Below are 21,183 nucleotides of genomic sequence, written 5' to 3'. Positions count from 1 at the left end.
CTGCTCAGTGCGTACCGTCCGAGTTGTTCGATCCGGTGGAGCCGCCGCCGACCGCCGCCTGCGCGCCGTCGGCCTCGGCCTGTGCCTTGAGCTTGTCCTTCTCCGCGGGCGTGAGCACGGGCGGCTCGGTGGAGGGCTGGCGCTTGCCGAAGCCGTTGTACGGCGCCAGCGGCGGGCGCTTGACCACCCGCGCGCAGATCCGGGCCATGTCGGCGGTGGAGAGAGTCTCCTTCTCCATCAGCTCGAGCACGATGCTGTCCAGGACGTCCCGGTACTCGACCAGGATCTCCCAGGCCTCGTCGTGCGCCAGCTCGACCAGCGCCCGCATCTCGCCGTCGATCTCGGCGGCCACCGAGTCCGAGTAGTCCCGCTCGTGGCCCATGTTGCGGCCGAGGAACGGCTCGTCCCCGCTGGTGCCGTACTTGATCGCACCGAGCTTGGAGCTCATGCCGTACTGGGTGATCATCGCGCGGGCCAGTTGGGTGGCCTTCTCGATGTCGTTGCCGGCACCCGTGGTGGGCTCGTGGAAGACCAGTTCCTCGGCGGCCCGACCGCCCAGCGCGTACGCCAGGGTGTCGATCATCTCGGCGCGGGTCTGGGTGTACTTGTCCTCCGTGGGGAGCACCAGGGTGTGACCCAGCGAGCGGCCACGCGACAGGATCGTCACCTTGTGCACCGGCGCGGCGTGCGGCAGCGCCCAGGCGACCAGCGCGTGCCCACCCTCGTGGTACGCGGTGATCTTCTTTTCCTGGTCGCTCATCACCCGGGTCCGCCGCTGCGGACCGGCGATCACGCGGTCGATCGACTCTTCGAGCGAGTCGTTGCTGATCGCCCGCTGGTCCTTGCGGGCGGTGAGCAGGGCCGACTCGTTGATCACGTTGGCCAGGTCGGCGCCGCTGAAGCCCGGGGTGCGCCGTGCCACCGAGTCGAGGTCGACGTCGGGGGTGAACGGCTTGCCCTTGGCGTGCACCCGCAGGATGGCCTTGCGGCCCTCCATGTCGGGGGCGTCCACCGGGATCTGCCGGTCGAACCGGCCCGGACGCAGCAGCGCCGGGTCGAGGATGTCCGGCCGGTTGGTGGCCGCGATCAGGATGACCCCGCCCTTGGTGTCGAAGCCGTCCATCTCGACGAGCAGCTGGTTGAGCGTCTGCTCGCGCTCGTCGTGACCGCCGCCCATGCCGGCGCCACGGTGCCGGCCGACGGCGTCGATCTCGTCGACGAAGACGATCGCCGGGGCGTTCGCCTTGGCCTGCTCGAAGAGGTCACGGACCCGGCTGGCGCCGACACCGACGAACATCTCGACGAAGTCGGAACCGGAGATGGAGTAGAAGGGCACCCCGGCCTCGCCGGCGACCGCGCGGGCCAGCAGGGTCTTGCCGGTGCCGGGCGGGCCGAACAGCAGCACGCCCTTCGGGATCTTGGCGCCCAGTGCCTGGTACTTCGCCGGGTTCTGCAGGAAGTCCTTGATCTCGTGCAGCTCCTCGACGGCCTCCTCGGCACCCGCGACGTCCGCGAAGGTCGTCTTCGGAGTGTCCTTGGTGATCATCTTCGCCTTGGACTTGCCGAAGTTGAGCACCCGGGAGCCGCCGCCCTGCATCTGCGACATGAAGAACAGCAGAAGGAGCACGAGCAGCGCGATCGGCAGCAGGTTGACCAGCAGGCTCACCCAGATGCTGTCCGACGAGACCTTGGCGTCGGCCGGGCCGGTGACCCGGTTGTTCGCCTTGGCGTCCAGCACCTCGTTCCAGACCTGGTCGCCAGCCTGGTACGGGAACTGGGCCTCGATCTTGTTGGTGGTGGTCTCGCCGAACTTCGTCTTCTGGGCCAGGTCGAGCTGGAGCGTCTGCTCCTTGTCCTGGAAGACGACCTTATTGATCTTGGCGGTGTGGAGCTGGTCGAGCGCAACGGAAGTGTCCACGCGGTGGTAGCTGGGACCAGCGGTGAACAACTGACTGAGCACAACGGCGCCGAGGATGACCAGGATGATCCAGACCACCGGTCGGCGGAAGAAACGCGTACGTTCCATACTGTTGTCGAGCGCCGGAGCGCCCGCATCCTCCTGATCGACGTCCTGACCGTCTGATGGTGTTGCCGCGATGAGCGGCGGCCGGAGCCGCCGTGCGGGCCGGCCTCGACCCCGAAGCGCGCAAACTGCCGCGCCGCGGTCATTCGACGGTACACCGTGTACGCGAGGAGTGAGCTTGCGAGCCCCGCACTCGGCGCACGTTCGCCATCGACGGCGCGCACCGTGGGCAGGCTCGCCAGCCCCGCACCGACACGTACGGCGGGTCCGGGCAGAAGCCGGCGTGGCGGAGAGTCCGGCCCGCCCACCCGAACGCCCGGTCACGCGGTCGAGGGGGTCGGGCGCGGATGAGCCTCCGCGCCACCGCGCTCCACGGTAACCGCAACACCTGAGAGTGCGCTGAACGTCGGCTTGACGGATGCCGATGCGAGTTGGCCTCACACCGCCCGGACGCGCGGGCCGGGCCGGCGTCAGTTGCGGGCGTACACCTCGGGCTTGAGCACCCCGACGTACGGCAGCTCCCGGTAGCGCTCACCGAAGTCCAGGCCGTAGCCGACCACGAACTCGGTCGGGATGTCGAAGCCGACGTACTTCACCGGGACCGGCACCTTGACCGCGTCCGGCTTGCGGAACAGCGCGACCACCTCGACGCTCGCCGCGGAACGGGACTCCAGGTAGCGCAGCAGCCAGGAGAGGGTCAGCCCGGAGTCGACGATGTCCTCGACGACCACCACGTGCCGGCCGGCGATGTCCCGGTCCAGGTCCTTGAGGATGCGGACCACGCCGGAGGAGGTGGTGCCCTGGCCGTAGGAGGAGATGGCCATGAAGTCGAGTTCGGCCGGGGGGCCGTTGCGGCCCAGCGCCCGGGCGAAGTCGGCCATGAACATCACCGCGCCCTTGAGCACGCAGACCAGCAGCAGCCCGTCGCCCACGTGGGCGTAGTCCGCGGAGACCTGCTTGGCCAGTTCCGCCGTCTTCTCGCGGATCTGCGCCTCGGAGATGATCACGTGGTCGATGTCGGCGTCGTACCAGGAGCCATCAGCCATGACTCCTAGCCTGCCGTACGTCGGATGGCCTCCGTCGGCGGGGCCGCACCTTTTGGCGCGGTCCCGCCGGGGATTTTCGCCGCAAAAACCATCAAACACATCAGCTGGTACGGGACCGCCAGCGGCGGCCGTCATCGCTGGGCTTCCAGTCGGCCGAATCGTGGCTGTCGGCGGTGAGGCCGGAGGCCGAGGCGGCGACGAGCAGGACGAGGAACAGGAGGAAGAGCAGGAACTCCATGGCGGCGCTCACTTTCGCATGATTGCTGTCGGTTTCGCCGCCGGTGCGCACCGGACTGAGACCAGTCTGCGACGACTCGCGCCGACCGGACAGTGGCAGAGATGCCATCGGGCATCGATTTCCTGCCACCTGTTGGGTTACCCTCGTCACATGCTTCGCTCCGTGGCCGTCCTCGCCCTCGACCAGGTCGCTCCGTTCGAGCTCGGCGTGCTCGCCGAGGTGTTCGGCACCGACCGGACGGCCGACGGATTCCCCGGTTACCGCTTCCACGTGTGCAGCCCGGACGGCGCGCCCGTACGCACCTCGTCCGGCTTCCACCTCACCCCGCACGCCGATCTCGGCCCGGTGGAGGACGCCGACCTGGTGGCCGTACCGGCCCACAGCCAGGGCACCAGCGTCCCGGGTCCGGTGCTCGACGCCCTACGCAGGGCCGCCGCGCGCGGCGCGTACCTGTTCAGCGTCTGCTCGGGGGCCTTCCTGCTCGGCGAGGCCGGGCTGCTGGACGACCGGGAGTGCACCACCCACTGGCGGTACGTGGACGAGCTGCAGGACCGGCACCCGCGCGCCCGGGTCCGCTGCAACTCGCTCTACGTCCAGGACGGTCGCCTGCTCACCAGCGCCGGCACCGCCGCCGGCATCGACGCCTGCCTGCACCTGATCCGCCAGGAGCACGGCTCGGCCACCGCGACCCGGCTGGCCCGGCGGATGGTCGTCCCGCCGCACCGCGACGGCGGCCAGTCGCAGTACGTCGAGGCACCCATCCCGAAGGCCCCCGAGGCGCCCACCCTGGAGCCGGTGCTCGAGTGGCTGATGGGGCACCTGGACCGGACGATCACGGTGGAGGAGCTGGCCGCCAGGGCCGGCATGGCACCCCGCACGTTCGCCCGGCGGTTCCGGGCCGAGACCGGCACCACCCCGCACGACTGGCTCACCAACCAGCGGGTGCTGCTCGCCCGGCGGTTGCTGGAGGAGACCCCGCTGAGCGTGGAGGCGGTCGCCGACCAGGCCGGCTTCACCGACGCGGCGGCACTGCGCCACCACTTCAGCCGCCGCGTCGGCGCCACCCCGCACAGTTACCGCACCACCTTTCGCGACCGGGCGCACAGCGCCTGAAGCCAGCCGACACCGCCTCGTAGAGCCAGATGACCAGGGCAGGTGGCCGACCCCCGGTGCACCACCAGGCGCCTTTGCTCTGCTTCAACCCACGCACCAGTGCGGCTCGACAAGCGTTGCGCCGGTTGAAGCAGAGCAAAGGGACCGCAGGGTGGTGGGGGCGGGTCGTCGGCTTGGGGCGTTCGAGGCGCGGACCGGCGGCGGATCAGCTGGGATTCACCGGCGACAGCCGGCCGTCGCGGCGGAGCACCCGAACACCCCCGGGCAGGTCGGCGGGGCCCTGACCGTGCCACTCGGTGATCAGGGCGTCCAGCGCGTTGACGTGCCGGTGCGAGAGGGCACCCGGCGGGGCGCCCAGCTCACGCGCCCAGGTGTGCAGCACCCGGCCGCGCACCGCGGGAACCAGGCCGGCCAGCGCCGACACGGAAAGCCCACCGTCGGGATGCCGGGCCGCCGCCAGCGCCGTCTCCGCCAACTCGTCCAGTGCGGCGTTGTCGGCCGCCACCAGCAGGGCGGTACGCGCCAGGTTGTCCAGGACCCCCGGCCCGAGCGCCCCGACCAGCGCCGGCAGCACGTCGGCCCGTACCCGGGACCGGGCGTACGACCGGTCGGTGTTGTGCGGGTCCTCCCACGCGGTGAGCCCGAGCACGGCACACGCGGCCCGCGTCTCGTCCCGGCCGACCATCAGCAGCGGGCGCAGCAGCGGCACCCCGGCCAGCTCGCGCCGGGCGGGCATCCCGGCCAGCCCGCGCGGACCCGCGCCCCGGGCGAGCGCGAGCAGCACGGTCTCCGCCTGGTCGTCGCGGGTGTGCCCGGTCAGGACCGCGACGGCGCCGTGCTGCCGGGCCACCTCGGTCAACGCCTCGTAGCGGGCCTCCCGGGCGGCCGCCTCCGGCCCGCCCAACCGCCCGGCGACCTCGACCCGGGCCACCGTCACCGGCGCGAACCCGGTCTCCCTGGCCCAGGCGGCCACCGCCTCGGCCCGTTGTGCCGAACCGGTCTGCAGGCCGTGGTCCACGGTCACCAGGCCGGCGGTCCGGCCCAGCCGGGGCGCCACGAACACGGTGGCCGCCGCCAGGGCGAGCGAGTCGGCCCCGCCCGAGCAGGCGACCAGCACCGGCCCGCCGGACGGCAGGCCGGTCAGCGCGCGACGGACCGCCACCCGGATCGCCGCCACCGGCGGGGCGAGCGCGGCCACCGGCGGACGGTCAGCCGGCGGCCGGGACGGTGCCGGCCGGGCCGTGCACACGGGCCACCCAGGCATCCGGGTCGCCCAGCTCGGACAGGCGCGGCAGGGTGAGCGGCGAGTTGAAGATCGAGTTGAAGCCCTCCATGCCGACCCGCTCGACCACGCCGTGCACGAACTTGCGCCCCTCGGCGTACTGGCGCATCTTGACGTCCACCCCGAGCAGCCGGCGGATCGCCTTCTCCAGCGGGTTGCCCGCCTCGCGGCGGCGGTTGAACGACGCCCGGATCCGCTCCACGCTCGGGATGACCTGCGGCCCTACGCCGTCCATCACGAACTCGGCGTGGCCCTCCAGCAGGGTCATCAGCGCGGTGAGCCGATCGAGTACGGCCCGCTGGGCGGGGGTCTGCACGATGTCCAGGACGCTGGTGCGGCTCTCCGGGTCGCGAACCGCGTCGGACAGCGTGGCCACCCCGCGCCGCAGCCGCTCGACCAGGTGCTCGCCACCGCTGGACGAGGCGTCCACGAACGCCTGCACCTCGCTCAGGAAGTAGGCCCGCATCCACGGCACGGCGGTGAACTGGGTGCGGTGGGTGACCTCGTGCAGGCACACCCAGAGTCGGAAGTCCCGCGGGTCCGCGCCCAGCTTCCGCTCCACCTCGACGATGTTCGGTGCGACCAGCAGCAGCTGGCCCGGGTCGGCGGAGAAGACCTCGTACTGGCCGAGGACCCGGCCGGAGAGGTACGCCAGAACAGTGCCGGCCTGCACGCCGGTCAGCCGCGACCCGATCGCCTCGGTCAGGGCGCCGGGCTGCTTGTCGCCGGAGAGCCGGCTGACCAGCGGGGTGATCACCTCACGCAGCCCGGCGATGTTGGCGGCGGCCCAGTCCCGGCGGTCGACCACCCGCACCGGCGGGTGCGACACCTGCGCCCGCAGCCCCGTGTAGTCGGCAACGTGCCCGGCCGCCTCATCGGTCAGCCGACGGAGGTCGCCGACCACGTCGGTGGCCTCGGCGTACGACACCCGAGGGCCCGACTTGCTCAACGCCCCCGCGGTCGCGGCGGCCAGATCCCAGTCCACGAACTGCGCCATGGACCCACCGTACCCGCGCCGCAACACCCCGGCCCGGGCTCGCGTCGGCGCTCGACGGTCCTCCCGGCTCGGTCGACCGGGGGGAACGCCGGGACGACGGCCGTCAGGCGCAGCCGCAGCCGGCCAGCGCGGCGGTGATCCGGTCCAGCGCCGGTTGGGCGGTGTCCGTGCCGCCGGACGCGTGGTCGGTGAGCACCGCGAAGGTGAGCAGACGGCCGTCGGCCGTGGTGACCAGGCCCGCGATGGAGTGCACCCCGGTCAGGGTGCCGGTCTTGGCCCGCACGGCGCCCGCCCCGGCGGCGGTGCCGGGAGCGCCCCGGTAGCGGTCGTCCAGGGTGCCGGACCAGCCACCCACCGGAAGGCCACCGAAGATGCCGGCCAACTCCGGATGGTCCGGGCTGGCGGCCAACCGGATCAGGTCGGTCAACAGCGACGGGCTGATCCGGTTGCGGCGGGACAGCCCGCTGCCGTCGGAGAGGGTGATCTCGTCGGCGGGCAGGCCCAGCTCGGCGACCTCCGCGTCCATCGCGGCGGCCGCCCCGTCGAAGGAGGCCGGCTGGTTGCGGGCCAGCGCGACCTGGCGGGCGAGGCCCTCGGCCACCAGGTTGTCGCTCTCGCTGATCATGATGTCGACCAGCCGGATCAGCGGCGGGGACTGCACCACGCCCAGCTCGGTGCCCGGCGCCGGAGTGCCTCCGGTGGCGGGGGCCTGCGCCGGGGCCGTACCGCGCTTGACGGCGCTGGCCGGTACGCCGAGCAGTCGGGCGAACGAGCGGCCGGCCGCCAGGTCCGGCTCGGCGACCCGCTCGGCGCCACCGCTCTCGGCACCCGGGTCCTTGCGCGCGCCGTCGGTCATCAGCGCGGTCATCGCGCCGCCGTACCCGCCGGTGGGGATGTCGTCGTCCCAGCCCGGGCCGTAGACCGGGCCGGAGTAGACCGAGCCGTCCACGATGACGCTGGTCGGGGCGGTGCCGCCGAGCGCGGTGCGCACCTGGGCGGCCAGGTCGTCGAGGCGCGCCGCCCCCGGGTAGTAGCCCTTCTTGTCGACCGCGAGGGTGGGATCCCCGCCGCCGACGATCACGACCTCGCCGTCCTTCGCACCGGCCACCGCGCGGGTGGGGATCCGGTACCCGGGCCCGCGGGCGGCCAGCACGGTCACCCCGGTCGCCAGCTTGGTCACCGAGGCGGGCACGGTGCCGTCGTCCGCCCCCTTGGCGAACAGCGTCTGGCCCGAGGTCACGTCGGCCACCGAGACGTTCACCCGGTCGCCCAGGGGGGCGGCGGTGACCAGCGGGTCCAGTGCGGCGCGTACGCCCTCGGGGGTGGGCAGCGGGGCGTTCGGGTCCGACGCGGCCAGCACCTCCGACGGGTCGGGCTCCGGAGTCGCGCCGGCGGCGGCCGGCGCCGGCGCGGCGTCGTCGCCCAGCCAGCCGGCGACCGGGCCGGGCCGGGTCACGAAGACCCCGACACCGGCGAGCACCAGGAGCACCACCAGGGTCAGCACGACCGGGAGCCGTCGGCGCCGTGGCGCGGCGGACGCGGGCTCCGGGGCGGTGGGCGGTTGGACGCCCGCTGGAGCCGGCAGCGCGGAGATCGGCGGACCCAGCGGCGGGACGCCGGTCGGGACCCTAGGGGTCGGGCCGTCGCCGGACACCGGGCTGGTCGGGATCGTCGCCCTCCCGGTCGGCGGGGCGCTCGTGGGTCGATCACCGCCGAGGACCGGGAACCGACCGCTGCTCGGGCCGGTGGGTGCCGACCCTGCCGGCGGACGCCAGGGCAGCGGTGCGGGACGCTCAGGTCCCGTCTCCGGGCCCTGGGGCGACGGGCTGGCCGCCCGAGGAAGGTGGGCGTCGGGCACCGGGACACGCCCGGTGGCACCGCCGGAGCCGGATCGTCCGTTACCGCGCGCGTCGCCCCCGTCCGGGCGGTAGTGTGAATCTTCCCTCCCCACGACCCCCTCCTCCCCCAGCGAAAATCGGCTTGGGTGACACTACTTCGGTCCGAAGACTATGCGGCGGCCGGAGTCGGCGGGTGGGCATTCACCTGTCCGGGGGGCCGCCAGTGGTTTCCGTTAGCCAGCGTGGGCAGACGAGGGAGCGTGCAGATGGATTTCGACGTGACGGTTGAGATCCCCAAAGGTCACCGGAACAAGTACGAGGTGGACCACAAGACCGGCCGGATCCGGCTGGATCGCACCCTCTTCACCTCCACCCAGTACCCGGCCGACTACGGGTTCATCGAGGGCACCCTGGGAGAGGACGGCGACCCGCTGGACGCTCTCGTGCTGGTGCCCGAGCCGACCTTCCCGGGCTGTCTGATCCGCTGCCGCACCATCGGCATGTTCCGGATGACGGACGAAAAGGGCGGCGACGACAAGGTGCTCTGCGTGCCCTACGAGGACCCGCGCCAGGAGCACCTGCGTGACATCCACCACCTGGGCGAGTTCGACCGGCTGGAGATCCAGCACTTCTTCGAGGTGTACAAGGACCTGGAGCCGGGCAAGTCGGTGGAGGGCGCGACCTGGGTCGGCCGCACCGAGGCCGAGGCCGAGATCCACGCCTCCTACCAGCGGGCCCGCGACGCCGAGGCGCGCGGCGAAACCAACCACTGACGAGCACTGACGCACCGGGCCCGGGGGCCGCTCAACCGAGCAGCCCCCGGGCCCGGTCGTACAGGTCGAGCACCGCGCAGGCGACCGGCACCACGGCGACCACCAGGGCCGTGTCGGCGAGATCCGCCACCCGGCCCACGTACGGCGAGACCGGCCGCCGGGAGTACCCGGTGCCGGCCGCGACAGCCACCAGCGCCAGCGAGGCGCCGCCGAGGACCAGCGCCAGCCGCCCGGTGTCATCGGCCCGGCCGACCAGCACCGCGCCCAGGATCGCGTAGCCGGCCAGCCCGGCGAGCACCGGCGGCACCCGGTGCCGCAGCGCCACGAACAGCCGCGACCGCAGCAGCAGCACGGCCGAGGCCACGGCCACCAGCACCCGGCCGGCCGTCCCGCCCGCCAGCCCGAGCACCGCCGCCGCGGCCACCGCCAGCAGGGCGTGCCCGAGCAGCATCCCGGTGAGCATCTCCTCGGTGCGGGTCACCGCCGCGTGCACCCGACCACGGTCCGGCAGGTCCCGAACCCGCTCCGGTTCCCCGGCGGGGGCGGCGGCCGGCAGGGTGATGGGCGGCAACGGCAGCTTGCCCAACCGGATGGCCAGCAGCGGGATCACCCCGACGGCGAACACCAGCGCGCTGAGCAGCACCGCGGCCGTGCCGGCCGGGGTCAGCAGCAGCCCGCCGAGCGCCGCACCGGCACCGATCAGGCCGACCGTGACGCCGGCCACGAAGACCCGCAGGCGGCTGGCCACGCCGAGCAGCCCGAGCAGTGCGACCAACAGCAGCGCCACCGAACCGGCCAGCAGCTCGGGGGCACCGACCCAGCGCGCCGGGCCGAGCGGCCCGACCGGGTCGCCCGAGCCGACGGCGAGGGCGCCGGCCGCGAACGCGTACGGCAGGGCGTAGCCGCCGAGCGTCGCCCCGGCGGCGCCGTCCCCGTTGGCGCGGGACGCGACCGTGCCGGCCACGGTGAGCAGCAGCGCCACCACGGCCGCCGCCAGCCAGCCGGGCCGGTGCGCCGGGCCCCCGGTGAGCAGCGCGAGCAGCCCGACGCCGAGCGGCACGGCGGCGCCGGCCAGGCCGGCCGCCCGGGTGGCGGCGGGCGACCATGCCCCGCCCCGGCGGCGGGCACCGTCGGCGATCGCCTCCACCACGTCGTCGTACTCCAGCTCGGGCCAGTGGGCGCGGGCCGGCACCAGGTGCAGCACCTCACCGTCGCGGACGCCCTGCGGCAGCAGCGCCTGGGCGGTCGCCAGCAGTGCGCCGTCCGTGCGGCGCAGCACCCAGCCGCCGTGCCGCTCACCGTCGTCGGCCAGCCCTTCACCGGCGTGCCTGAGCACGTCGGGCAGCAGCTCGGCGAGGGGCACCTGCTCCGGCAGGGCGACGTCCACCCGCCGTTGCGGAGCGCTGATGGTGACGCGGGCCAGCCCGGTTGTCATCGACTGATCTCCATATCGAGGGGGGTCGGAGGCTGCGCGGACGACAGGACTTTACCTACCATGAGCCAGGCTCGGGTTACCCAGCGCAGTCAGGAGGCCGAGTGTCCACCGTCGTCATCAAGCGCCCGCCCCGCCGGGCGGCGCCCGAGATCCCCGCCGGCGAACTGCCGGTCGAGGCACCGCCGGAGATCCCCGCGGTGACCGGAGGGCGGTGGCAGCAGATGCTCATGCTGCTGCCCATGCTCGGCGGCACGGTGGCGATGGCGATGATGTTCGGCCGGGGCGGTGGGGCCTACTCGTACGTGGTGGGCGGGATGTTCGGGCTGTCCTCGCTGGCGATGCTGGTGACCTCCTGGGGCAGCGCCTCGGGCACTCCGAAGAAGTCCGAGATGATGGCCGCCCGCCGTGAGTACCTGCGCCACCTGGCCACGCTGCGCCGCCGGGTCCGGCAGACCGCCGGACAGCAGCGGGCCGGGCTCTACTACCGACACCCGGACCCGGGCCGGTTGTGGTCGACCGTGGACAGCCACCGGGTGTGGGAGCGGCGGCCCGCAGACCCGGACTTCGCGGTGGTACGCGTCGCCGTCGGGCCGCAGACGCTGGCCACCCCGCTCGTTCCTCCGGTCACCCGGCCGCTGGAGGAGCTGGAGCCGATGACCGCCGGCGCGCTGCGCCGCTTCCTGGACGCGTACTCCGTGGTGCCGGATCTGCCGGTGGCGCTGTCGCTGCGCAGCTTCGCCCGGGTGCACGTGCGGACCGCCGGCAGCCGCACCGGCCCGGCCACCGGCGGGCCGCCCACCGGCGACCCGGCGGCGCAGGCGCTGGTCCGGGCCGTGCTGACCCAGCTGGCCGTCTTCCACGCCCCCGACGAGCTGCTGCTCGCGATCTGCGCCGGGCCGGAACGCCGGGCCGGCTGGGAGTGGGTGAAGTGGCTTCCGCACGCCCACCATCCCGGCCGCACCGACGCGCTCGGTCCGGTACGACTGGTCGCCAGCTCCGCCGCCGAGCTGGAACGCCTGCTGGGCGACGTGCTGGCCAGCCGGTCCCGGTTCAGCCCGGCCGGCCCGGCCACCGACGGCCCGCACGTGGTGGTGGTCCTCGACGGCGGCGACCTGACCGGCGCCACCGACCTGACCGGCGACGGCGGCATCGACGCGGTCACCGTCCTGGACCTGGACACGCCGCCGCCGCGCCTGCTCGACCGGTACGCGCTGCTGCTGGAACTGCGCGGCCGGCGGCTGCACTCCTGGTCGGTCGAGGGGCACGCCGAGGTGGGCACGGCCGACCAGCTCGACCCCACCGACGCCGAGGCGGTCGCCCGGCGGCTGGCGCCGCTGCGGCTGGCCGGCGCGGCTCGTGGCCCGGACGCCCCGCTCCAGGCCGACCTGGGCCTGCCCGAGCTGCTCGGCCTCGGCGACCCGGAGAGCTTCACCGCCGAGCAGGGCTGGGCGCCGCGCTCGGCGCGGGACCGGCTGCGGGTGCCGATCGGCGTCGGCGTCGACGGCGGGGCCATCGAGCTGGACCTCAAGGAATCCGCCCAGGACGGGATGGGCCCGCACGGCCTGCTCATCGGGGCCACCGGTTCCGGCAAGTCCGAGCTGCTCCGCACGCTGGTGCTGGGGTTGGCCGCGACCCACAGCTCCGAGCAGCTCAACTTCGTGCTCGTCGACTTCAAGGGCGGCGCCACGTTCGCCTCGTTCGACCGGCTGCCGCACACCGCTGCCGTGATCACCAACCTGGCGGACGCGCTGCCCCTGGTCGACCGGATGGTGGACGCCATCAACGGGGAGCTGGTGCGCCGGCAGGAGCTGCTGCGCCGGGCCGGAAACTTCGCCAGCGTGCGCGACTACGAGCGGGCCCGGGCGGCCGGCAGCCCGCTGGCACCGCTGCCGTCGCTGCTGCTGATCTGCGACGAGTTCTCCGAGCTGCTCTCCGCCAAGCCCGACTTCATCGACCTGTTCGTGCAGATCGGCCGGCTCGGCCGGTCACTCGGCGTGCACCTGCTGCTCGCCAGCCAGCGACTGGAGGAGGGGCGGCTGCGAGGGCTCGACACGCACCTGTCGTACCGGATCGGGCTGCGTACCTTCTCCGCTCTGGAGTCGCGCACCGTGCTCGGGGTGCCGGACGCGCACGAGCTGCCCCGGTCACCGGGCCACGGCTACCTGCGCGCCGGCACCGACCCGCTGGCCCGGTTCAAGGCCGCGTACGTCTCCGGCGCGGTCCACCGCCGAGCCACGGCGACCGGTGCCAGCGCCGGTGGCGGTGCCCGCCTGCTCGCCTTCACCACCCACGTCGTGCCGGTGCCCGAGCCGGCGACGCCGGCCGTGCCCGTCGAGTCCGACGAGGACGGTGCCCGGGAGACCCTGCTCGACCTGCTGGTCGACCGGCTCGTCGGGCAGGGCCCGCCCGCGCACCAGGTCTGGCTCCCGCCGCTCGGGCAACCGCCCGCCCTGGACGAGCTGCTCGGCCAGGTCGAGGTCGACCCGGCTCGCGGGCTCAGCGTGGGCAATCCCGAGCTGCACGGCGCGCTCGGGGTGCCGGTGGCCGTGGTGGACAGGCCGCTGGAGCAGCGCCGGGATCTGCTCTGGCTGGCGCTGGACGGCGCGGCCGGGCACGTCGCGGTGGTCGGTGCGCCGCAGAGCGGCAAGTCGACGGCGTTGCGCACGCTGATCTGCGCGCTGGCGCTCACCCACACCCCGACCGAGGTGCAGGTCTACTGCCTCGACTTCGGCGGTGGCGGGTTGGCCGCGCTGCGGGACCTGCCGCACGTGGGTGGGGTGACGGGCCGCGCCGACCCGACCGCCGTGCGGCGCACCGTCGGCGAGATGACCACCCTGCTGGCCGACCGGGAACGCCGCTTCGCCGAGGTGGGCGTGGAGTCGATGGCCGCGTACCGGCAGCGCCGGGCCGCCGTGGGGACGGCCAGCCAGCCGGGCGTCGACCCGTACGGCGACGTGTTCCTGGTGATCGACGGCTGGAGCACCGTGCGCGGCGAGTACGACGACCTGGAACCGCTGGTCACCGACCTGGCCACCCGGGGCCTGTCGTACGGGCTGCACGTGGTCGCGACGGCGCTGCGCTGGCTGGACTTCCGCCCGGCGATCCGGGATCTGTTCGGCTCACGGGTGGAGCTGCGGCTCGGCGACCCGTCCGACTCCCTGGTGGCGCGGCGGGCGGCGGCGAACGTGCCCGAGCGCCCCGGTCGGGGGGTGACCGCGGAGAGCCTGCACTTCCTCACCGCGCTGCCCCAGCTCACCAGCGGGGACACCGCCGACCTGGTCAAGCGGGTCGCCGGCAGTTGGGCCGGTCCTCCGGCGCCCCGGGTCCGGCTGCTACCGCCGGTGCTGCCGTACGCCGAGCTGGACCTCTCCGCGACAACCGGGCTGCGGCTGCCCATCGGGATCGCCGAGGCGGACCTGCGCCCGGTGGTGCTCGACTTCGCCACCGAGCCGCACTTCGTGGTCTTCGGTGACTCGGAGTGCGGCAAGTCGTCGTTCCTGCGCGCGTTGGCCACCTCGATCATCACCCGGTTCACCCCGGAGCAGGCCCGGGTGATCCTGGTCGACTATCGACGCAGCCTGCTCGGCGTCATCGAGACGCCGCACCTGATCGGTTACGGCACCGCGGCGGCGCACACCGCCGACCTCGTCGAGTCGGCCGCCGGCTACCTGGAGCGGCGGGCGCCCGGGCCGGAGGTCACTCCGCAGCAGTTGCGCGACCGGTCCTGGTGGTCCGGACCGGAGCTGTTCGTGCTGGTGGACGACTACGACCTGGTGGCGGCCGGGCCGGCGAACCCGTTGCGGGCACTGGAGGAGCACCTGCCGCACGCCCGCGACGTCGGGCTGCACCTGGTGCTGGCCCGCCGCTCCGGCGGTGCGGGCCGCGCCCAGTACGAGCCGATCGTGCAGCGGCTGCGGGAGCTGTCCACCGCCGGCCTGGTGATGGCGGGCAGCCCGGAGGAGGGCGCGCTCGTCGGGCCGGTCCGGCCCGGGCCGCTGCCGCCGGGGCGTGGTCGGTTGGTCACTCGGCGGGAGGGCGTGCGCCTCGTCCAGCTCGCTCAACTGCCGCCACCGTGACCTGTCTCCCCGGTTCCTCCCGTGACACGTGGGGAAACCGGTAATCTCCGATCGTCATGGTTCCGTCGGGATGAATGGCTGAGGATGTGACTGGGGTTCGGCACAGCGGTCCGGCAGCGGCCCGACGGGCGACCGGCCGCGTCGTGCTCGGTGTGGTGGCGGCGCTTGCTGTCGTCGCCCCGGCCGCAGCCGCCACGCCCGTCGCCGTGCCCACGGCGGGGGGACAGCTCGCCGGCGCGCCGGTCGCGTTCGCCCCCGGTGACAGCGTGGCCCGCGGCGACCAGGTCCGCGACGAGCAGTGGCAGCTCGACGAGCTGCGCGCCGAGACGGCGTGGCGCACCTCGACGGGACGGGGCGTGACGGTCGCGGTGGTCGACTCCGGAGTGGACGCCAACCATCCCGACCTGGCCGGTCAGGTGCTGCCCGGCGAGGACCTGGTGGGTCCCGACGGCGGCGCCGGGCCCGATCCGGTGGGGCACGGCACCACCGTCGCCGGCCTGATCGCCGGGCGCAACGACGACAAGCGGGGCGTGGTCGGCCTGGCGCCGGACGCCCGGATCCTGCCGGTGCGTGTGCTCGACGAGGAGAACCGGTACGACGACGCGCTGATCGTCGCCAAGGGAGTCCGCTGGGCGGTCGACAACGGCGCCCGCGTGATCAACCTGTCGCTGGGCGGCAGTGGTGACAGCCCGGCGCTGGCGGCCGCGCTGGACTACGCGTTCGCCCGGGACGTGGTGGTGGTCGCCTGCACCGGCAACCTGGCCACCTCCAGCAACTCGAAGGTGTGGTATCCGGCCCGCGAGCCCGGCGTGATCGCGGTCGCCGGCCTGGAGCGCAGCACCGACAATCTCTGGTCCGGTTCGATCACCGGGCGGGCGACGGTGCTGACCGCCCCCGCCACCGGCCTGGTCGGCGCCAAGTCCCCTGGCGGGTACTGGCGGGTGCAGGGCACCAGCTTCGCCGCGCCGCTGGTCACCGCCACCGCCGCGCTGGTCCGTTCCCGCTACCCCCGGATGCCCGCCGGCGAGGTGGTCAACCGGCTGCTGGCCACCGCCCGTGACCTCGGCCCCACCGGGCGCGACGACCGCTTCGGGTACGGGGTGGTGGATCCGGTGGCCGCCCTGACCGCAGAGGTGCCGCCGGTGACCACCAACCCGTTGGACGACTCGACGTCGCCGGGCGTGGTCGGCTTCGGTCCCGCCCCCGGTTCCGCCGACGACGATGCGGTGACCGGCGCGGGCAGTGACCCGCTCGGTCTCACCGCACCCCGGCAGCAGACGCGGTGGACGGCCCGGGCGGCGGGCGCGCAGGACGACTCGGCACCGGAGCAGCTGTGGACCGGGGCCGCGCTCTTCGTCGCCCTGGCCACCGGCGCGGTGTTGATGGTGCGGCGGTTCCGCCAGCGCGCCCGCTGATCGCGGCCGCCGCCCGCAGGCCTGATCGCGCCGCCCGTGGGGTAGAACCGTCCGCATGAGTACGCCCGGCCCGCGCACCCTGGCCCCCGCCGACCATCCGTCCTGGCGGCGGCGCCGTCTCGACCCGGATCATTCGCTGGGCCTGCGGCTGACGCTGGCCGCCACGGCGGCGTTCCTGGTGCTGGTGCCGTTCGCGCTGCTCACCCTGCTGGTGCTCGGGGCCTGGGCGCCGCTGCACCGGCTGGACGCGACGATCACCGCCGCGCTGCACGGGCATGCGCTCGACCATCCGGCCTGGGTCGCGCTGATGCGGATCTGGACCGAGGTGTTCGCACCGATGCCGCTGCGGGCGGTCGTCCTGCTCGTGGTGATCTGGCTGCTGCGCCGGGGAGCGCGCCGGCTGGCCCTCTGGGTGACCACCACGATGGTGGTGGGCGGGTTGATCGGCCCGCTGCTCAAGCTGCTCGTCGGCCGGGACCGGCCGGAGCTGCTCGACCCGGTCGCCCGGGCCGCCGGTTACTCGTTCCCCTCCGGGCACGCGCTGAACGCCACCCTGGCGGCCGGGGTGCTGCTGCTGGTGCTCCTGCCGTACGCGGGGCGGGGGGTGTGGCGGGTCGTGCTCTGGGTCGCCGCGGTGCTGCTCGTCGTGGTGACCGGGCTGAGCCGGGTGGCGCTCGGCGTGCACTTCGCCAGCGACGTGCTCGGCGGTTGGCTGCTCGGCGCGGCGGTGGTCGCGGCCACCACGGCCGCCTTCACCAGTTGGCGGGCGCACACCGGTCTGCGGCCCGTCCGGCCCACGCGCGACGGTGTCGCTCCGGAGGTCGAGCGGCACCCCGGAGCGACCTGAGGCGTGCCGACGACCGCGACAGGGTACTGGCCGGCCATGTCCGACACCGTGGTCCAGATCGTCCGGCGTGTGCTGCTGCCGGTGTCCCTCCTGCTCGGCGTCATGGTGCTGCTCGGTCTGCTGGTCACCCGCGTGTTCGCCCGGACCTGGCCGTTCACGGTGGAGGACTCGGTGAACCGGGAGCTCGCCGGGGACCGCACCGCCGGCTGGAACGACGTGTCGCTGGTGTTCAGCACCTTGGCCAGCACCCAGATGATCGTCGTGGTGACCGTCCTGGTGGCGCTGGCGCTGCGGCTCTGGCTGAACCGCTGGCGGGAGCCGCTGTTCCTGTGCGCGGCGGTGACCGCCCAGGCGCTGGTGTTCCTGCTGACCACGCTGGCGATCGACCGGCGGCGGCCGGCGGTCGAGCACATGGACGTCTCGCCTCCCACGTCCAGCTTCCCGTCCGGGCACACCTCGGCGGCGGTGGCGCTCTACGTCGGCATCGCGCTGCTGCTGGCGCTCCGGGCACGGAGCACCGGCGCGAAGGTTGCCTGGTGGACGCTGCTGCTGGTGGTGCCCCTGGGCGTGGCGCTGACCAGGATGTACCGGGGGATGCACCACCCCAGCGACGTGGTGGCGTCCTTCCTCAACGGCGGCACCTGCGTGGCGATCATGGCGCGCAGCGTGCTCGACCGGGGGGTGAGGTGGGGACGGGCGAAGCTGCCCACCGGCAGCAGGCCGGCGGCGCCAGCCCGGAGCTGACCCGGGCGAGGCTCAGGTGCACTCGCCGGTGCCGACGCGCCGGTTGCGTTCGGCGCCGGCCAACGCCACCGGACGGGCCTCGGCCGCCGTCACCGCGAAGCCCGTGTTCGGGTCGTCGGCCGCCGCCGCGAAGATCACGCCGAGCACCAGCCCGTTGGCGGAGAGGAGCGGGCCGCCGGAGTTGCCGCTGCGGACCAGCGCCCGGATCGTGTAGACCTCCCGGGTGACGTCACCGGAGGAGTAGATGTCCGGCCCCTTGATCCGGTCGACGTCACGAACCCGTGCCGACTGCGCGTTGTACGGGCCGTCCAGCGGGAAGCCGAGCACGATGGCGTCGGAACCGCTGCCCGCGTTGCCGGCGGCGAACCGCAGCGACGGCCCCGGCAGCCCGGGGACGAGCAGCACGGCGAGGTCGCGGTCGGGGTCGTAGACCACCACCTCGCCGTCGTACCGGTCGCCGCCCAGCTCGACCGCCACCGAGCGGGTGCCGGCCACGACGTGCGCGTTGGTCATCACCCGGTCGTCGGCGTACACGAAGCCGGAACCCTCGATCCGGCGCGAGCAGCTGGGCGCGGAGCCGAGCACCTTGACCACCGACCGCTGGCCGTTGACCACCACCTGGGAGCCGGCCAGCGCCGGATCGGGCGGCTCGACCTGCCGCGCCCGGGTAGGTGCGAGGTCGCCGAAGACGTCCGGGAAGCCGTCGGTGTCGACGGTGTCCCGCAGTGCGGTGGAGAACTGGTGGGCCTGGTCGGGCAGGACCCGGTTCACCACCGTGATCAGTGCGCTGTTGCGGACCGACGCGGCCAGCCACGGCAGGGACGACGACCCGAGCGGCACGGCGACCAGCCAGGCGAGCAGCAGCACCGCGAACAGCGACACGAAGGCCCCGCCGACATCGTCGGCCCGCTTACCCACGTCGCTGGTGATCGTCTTGCGCAGGTGCGAACCGAGCCAGCCGGCCAGCGCCTGACCGACCACGGCCAGGCCGAAGACCACGACCAGGGAGATCAGCACCCGGGTGCCGGCGTCCGCGAACTGTCGGGCGAACAGCGGCCCGAGCTGGAGGCCCAGCAGCAGCCCCAGGAAGAACCCGGACAGCGACGTGATTCCGATGACGAAACCCTGCCGGTATCCGCTGATCGCGAACACGAGCATGAGCAGCAGCAGGACGAGATCCACGACCGACACGGGTCAAGCGTACGGGCAGCGCGCCCGGCAGATGACCATCGCTCGCTGAAGGTGACCGCGCGGTCAGCGCAGGGCCGTCTGGTCGACGTCGTCGGTGCCGGCGGAGGGCGCGGGTGTCGCCCCGGTCGGCGGCAGCTCGACGACCCTGCCGCGCGACCACGGCCGGGCCCAGCCGCCCATCTCCAGCAGGGTGGCCAGCACCCCGGCGGTGAAGCCCCAGACCAGCATGCCGCGCGCCGAGAACGCCGGCCCGATCCAGCCGCTGGGGTGGCGGACCCGCAGCCGGTTGGCCGGGTCGACCAGCTCGCTGACCGGCAGCCGGGCCACGTGCGCCACCTCGGCGGGCTCCCGGGGGTGCACCGGGTGCGGGTCGTGCCACCAGGCCAGCACCGGGGTGACCACGAAGTCGCTGACCGGGATCCAGAGCTTCGGCAGCTCTGCCAGCACGGTCACGCTGGAGGGGTCGAGGCCGACCTCCTCGTTCGCCTCGCGCAGAGCGGTTGCCCGGACGTCGGCGTCCTCCGGGTCGGCCGCGCCACCCGGGAAGGCCGGCTGACCGGCGTGATTACGCAGGGTGGCGGCTCGTTGCAGGACCAGCACGTCTGGCCCGATGCCGGGTTGCTCGCCGAGCAGCACCAGCACGGCGCTCTCCCGGCCGCCCTCGGCCGGGGTGGTCAGCCGGGTGAAGTCCTCGGCGCGGGCGGTGCCGAGCCGCGTCAGCAACGGCTCGATCCAGTCGGGCGGTCGGCGGGTCACGCCGCCACCTCCAGGCCGAGGTGCTGGCGCACCAGCTCGGCGAGCCGGGCGTCGTCGAGCGCGCCGGTGGCGTCGACGTGCCGGATCCGGCCCTGCGCGTCGACGAAGAGGGTCAGCGGGATGGCGTTGCGCTGCAGCTCCCGTTGCAGTGCCTCGCCCTGGTCCACCAGAATCGGGAACCGGACGCCGAAGTCCTCCCCGATGGACTGGGCGCCGCTGCGGCTGTCCCGGCTGTTCACACCGACCACCTGGAGCCGGCCGGCGGCCCGCTCGCTGAGCCGCTGGAAGGCGGGCAGCTCCTTGCGGCACGGCGGGCACCAGGAGGCCCAGACATTGATCACCGCCGGACCGACGATGGACGGCAGTGTGACCGGGGCGCCGCCGGTGAAACAGGCCAGGGTCAGCTCCGGCAGCGCCTGACCGCCCGAGGCGGGTGTCGCCACGCCCGCGGCGGACGGGGGTGCCGTGCTCAGCGCGGCGCAGTCCTGGAAGGGGGACGGGCGCTCGGCGGCCGCCGGCCGGGGTGGAGGCTCGCCGGCCGTGCCGTCGGTGCAACCGGCACCGACCAGCAGGAGCAGTGGCAGGAGCAGCAGGGCGAGGCGCCGGTTCACGGCACCTCCGCCGCGACCGCCTGGGCGGGCACCAGCGCCGGGTCGACCCCGGCCGCCGCTGCCAGGTCACGCGCCCGGGGGCCCTTGAGCAGCTTGGCGGCGGCAGCCGGCTCGGTCGGGCCGGTGCCGTACGACGGGCAGAGCTTGGCCAGCGTGCACGCGCCGCAGGCCGGCTTGCGGGCGTGGCAGACCCGCCGCCCGTGGAAGATGATCCGGTGCGACAGCATGGTCCAGTCGCGCTTGTCGTACAGCGCGCCGATCGCGTGCTCGATCTTGACCGGGTCGGTCTCCGTGGTCAGCCGCCACCGGTGCACCAGCCGCTGGAAGTGCGTGTCGACCGTGATGCCCGGGACGTCGAATGCGTTGCCCAGGATGACGTTGGCGGTCTTGCGGCCGATCCCGGGAAGCGTCACCAGGTCGACGAGCCGGCCGGGGACCCGGCCGTCGTACCGGTCGAGGAGGGCCTGCCCGAGCTTGAGCAGCGAGTCGGTCTTGTTGCGGTAGAAGCCGGTGGGCCGGATCAGCTCCTCCATCTCGCCCCGGTCGGCGCCGGCGTAGGCGGCGGCGGACGGGTAGCGGGCGAAGAGCTTCGGAGTGACCTCGTTGACCTTCTTGTCCGTGCACTGCGCGGAGAGGATGGTGGCGACGGCCAGCTCCAGTGGGCTGGAGTGGTCCAGCTCACAGTGCGCGTCGGGGTGCGTCTCGGCCAGCACCCGGCCGATCTTCCGAGCGCGACGTTTGCGCCCGAGGTCGGTCTCGCTGGCACCGGGAGGGCTACTGGTCACGACGGTCAGCCTA

General features: G+C 73.9%; 17 protein-coding genes. 6 read left to right on the top strand and 11 right to left on the bottom strand.

Translation table 11 applies throughout. The annotated features are described in order from the left end of the window. Positions 1-4: 4 nt before the first annotated feature. The 3 genes from ftsH to ACTWLT_RS00595 form a co-directional block, all read right to left on the bottom strand. On the bottom strand, positions 5-2,026 hold the full coding sequence (ftsH, locus tag ACTWLT_RS00605; RefSeq protein ID WP_445316700.1) for an ATP-dependent zinc metalloprotease FtsH: 2,022 nt from the start codon (positions 2,024-2,026) through the stop codon (positions 5-7). 467 nt (positions 2,027-2,493) lie between these two features. Next, entirely contained in the window at positions 2,494-3,069 is a 576-nt protein-coding gene (hpt, locus tag ACTWLT_RS00600; RefSeq protein ID WP_252417356.1) for a hypoxanthine phosphoribosyltransferase, read from the bottom strand. Positions 3,070-3,169: 100 nt separating this feature from the next. Next, positions 3,170-3,319, bottom strand: a complete 150-nt coding sequence (locus tag ACTWLT_RS00595) for a hypothetical protein (protein WP_252417357.1) — start codon at positions 3,317-3,319, stop codon at positions 3,170-3,172. Between the two features lie 138 nt (positions 3,320-3,457). On the opposite strand from ACTWLT_RS00595, the gene ACTWLT_RS00590 reads away from it, so the two are divergent. After that, on the top strand, positions 3,458-4,420 hold the full coding sequence (locus ACTWLT_RS00590) for a GlxA family transcriptional regulator (RefSeq protein WP_445316699.1): 963 nt from the start codon (positions 3,458-3,460) through the stop codon (positions 4,418-4,420). Between the two features lie 205 nt (positions 4,421-4,625). Here ACTWLT_RS00590 and tilS read toward each other — a convergent pair whose 3' ends face one another. From tilS to dacB, 3 genes are all read right to left on the bottom strand, one after another. Continuing rightward, the gene (tilS, locus tag ACTWLT_RS00585; RefSeq protein WP_445316698.1) at positions 4,626-5,618 is read right to left on the bottom strand and encodes a tRNA lysidine(34) synthetase TilS; all 993 of its coding nucleotides are present in this window, start codon (positions 5,616-5,618) and stop codon (positions 4,626-4,628) included. Positions 5,619-5,628: 10 nt separating this feature from the next. Beyond that, entirely contained in the window at positions 5,629-6,699 is a 1,071-nt protein-coding gene (locus ACTWLT_RS00580) for an Rv3626c family coenzyme F420 biosynthesis-associated protein (RefSeq protein WP_445316697.1), read from the bottom strand. Between the two features lie 103 nt (positions 6,700-6,802). Further along, on the bottom strand, positions 6,803-8,284 hold the full coding sequence (gene dacB / locus ACTWLT_RS00575; RefSeq protein ID WP_445317033.1) for a D-alanyl-D-alanine carboxypeptidase/D-alanyl-D-alanine endopeptidase: 1,482 nt from the start codon (positions 8,282-8,284) through the stop codon (positions 6,803-6,805). Positions 8,285-8,803: 519 nt separating this feature from the next. Between dacB and ACTWLT_RS00570 the strand changes: the two genes are divergently transcribed. Then, complete coding sequence (locus ACTWLT_RS00570) at positions 8,804-9,310, top strand: inorganic diphosphatase (RefSeq protein WP_445316696.1); 507 nt, start codon at positions 8,804-8,806, stop codon at positions 9,308-9,310. A 31-nt stretch (positions 9,311-9,341) separates the two neighbouring features. Here ACTWLT_RS00570 and eccD read toward each other — a convergent pair whose 3' ends face one another. Then, positions 9,342-10,745 carry a type VII secretion integral membrane protein EccD gene (gene eccD / locus ACTWLT_RS00565; protein WP_445316695.1) on the bottom strand — a complete coding sequence of 468 codons (1,404 nt, stop codon included), beginning with the start codon at positions 10,743-10,745 and terminating at the stop codon, positions 9,342-9,344. A gap of 101 nt (positions 10,746-10,846) precedes the next feature. On the opposite strand from eccD, the gene eccCa reads away from it, so the two are divergent. The 4 genes from eccCa to ACTWLT_RS00545 all read left to right on the top strand — a co-directional run bounded on the left by eccCa (position 10,847) and on the right by ACTWLT_RS00545 (position 17,827). Continuing rightward, on the top strand, positions 10,847-14,821 hold the full coding sequence (gene eccCa, locus ACTWLT_RS00560) for a type VII secretion protein EccCa (RefSeq protein WP_445316694.1): 3,975 nt from the start codon (positions 10,847-10,849) through the stop codon (positions 14,819-14,821). A gap of 74 nt (positions 14,822-14,895) precedes the next feature. Next, positions 14,896-16,236 (top strand): type VII secretion-associated serine protease mycosin, encoded by a 1,341-nt coding sequence (gene mycP / locus ACTWLT_RS00555; RefSeq protein ID WP_445316693.1) that lies wholly within the window; start codon positions 14,896-14,898, stop codon positions 16,234-16,236. A 55-nt stretch (positions 16,237-16,291) separates the two neighbouring features. After that, the gene (locus ACTWLT_RS00550; protein ID WP_445316692.1) at positions 16,292-17,083 is read left to right on the top strand and encodes a phosphatase PAP2 family protein; all 792 of its coding nucleotides are present in this window, start codon (positions 16,292-16,294) and stop codon (positions 17,081-17,083) included. A gap of 36 nt (positions 17,084-17,119) precedes the next feature. Continuing rightward, entirely contained in the window at positions 17,120-17,827 is a 708-nt protein-coding gene (locus tag ACTWLT_RS00545; RefSeq protein ID WP_445316691.1) for a phosphatase PAP2 family protein, read from the top strand. A 12-nt stretch (positions 17,828-17,839) separates the two neighbouring features. On the opposite strand, the gene ACTWLT_RS00540 is transcribed toward ACTWLT_RS00545, so the two are convergent. The 4 genes from ACTWLT_RS00540 to nth form a co-directional block, all read right to left on the bottom strand. Beyond that, positions 17,840-19,018: a MarP family serine protease gene (locus ACTWLT_RS00540; protein WP_252417368.1), complete on the bottom strand. Its 1,179-nt coding sequence runs from the start codon at positions 19,016-19,018 to the stop codon at positions 17,840-17,842. A 63-nt stretch (positions 19,019-19,081) separates the two neighbouring features. Then, a complete protein-coding gene (locus ACTWLT_RS00535) occupies positions 19,082-19,774 on the bottom strand; it encodes an NUDIX hydrolase (protein ID WP_445316690.1) in 693 nt (230 codons plus the stop codon). Then, positions 19,771-20,385 carry a TlpA family protein disulfide reductase gene (locus ACTWLT_RS00530; RefSeq protein WP_445316689.1) on the bottom strand — a complete coding sequence of 205 codons (615 nt, stop codon included), beginning with the start codon at positions 20,383-20,385 and terminating at the stop codon, positions 19,771-19,773. The genes ACTWLT_RS00535 and ACTWLT_RS00530 overlap by 4 nt, the downstream gene beginning before the upstream one ends. Beyond that, positions 20,382-21,170 carry an endonuclease III gene (nth, locus tag ACTWLT_RS00525; protein WP_445316688.1) on the bottom strand — a complete coding sequence of 263 codons (789 nt, stop codon included), beginning with the start codon at positions 21,168-21,170 and terminating at the stop codon, positions 20,382-20,384. The genes ACTWLT_RS00530 and nth overlap by 4 nt, the downstream gene beginning before the upstream one ends. Positions 21,171-21,183: the final 13 nt, after the last annotated feature.

This window comes from Micromonospora yongxingensis (genome assembly GCF_052601155.1).
The sequence above is the reverse complement of the archived record's forward strand: the minus strand, read 5'-3'. Positions and strand labels throughout refer to the sequence as shown.

Excerpts from the sequence above, each read along its gene's own strand:
- ftsH (WP_445316700.1), bottom strand. The coding sequence starts at position 2,026 with ATGGAACGTACGCGTTTCTTCCGCCGACCGGTGGTCTGGATCATCCTG.
- hpt (WP_252417356.1), bottom strand. The coding sequence starts at position 3,069 with ATGGCTGATGGCTCCTGGTACGACGCCGACATCGACCACGTGATCATC.
- ACTWLT_RS00590 (WP_445316699.1), top strand. The coding sequence starts at position 3,458 with ATGCTTCGCTCCGTGGCCGTCCTCGCCCTCGACCAGGTCGCTCCGTTC.
- ACTWLT_RS00580 (WP_445316697.1), bottom strand. The coding sequence starts at position 6,699 with ATGGCGCAGTTCGTGGACTGGGATCTGGCCGCCGCGACCGCGGGGGCG.
- ACTWLT_RS00570 (WP_445316696.1), top strand. The coding sequence starts at position 8,804 with ATGGATTTCGACGTGACGGTTGAGATCCCCAAAGGTCACCGGAACAAG.
- eccD (WP_445316695.1), bottom strand. The coding sequence starts at position 10,745 with ATGACAACCGGGCTGGCCCGCGTCACCATCAGCGCTCCGCAACGGCGG.
- mycP (WP_445316693.1), top strand. The coding sequence starts at position 14,896 with ATGGCTGAGGATGTGACTGGGGTTCGGCACAGCGGTCCGGCAGCGGCC.
- ACTWLT_RS00550 (WP_445316692.1), top strand. The coding sequence starts at position 16,292 with ATGAGTACGCCCGGCCCGCGCACCCTGGCCCCCGCCGACCATCCGTCC.
- ACTWLT_RS00545 (WP_445316691.1), top strand. The coding sequence starts at position 17,120 with ATGTCCGACACCGTGGTCCAGATCGTCCGGCGTGTGCTGCTGCCGGTG.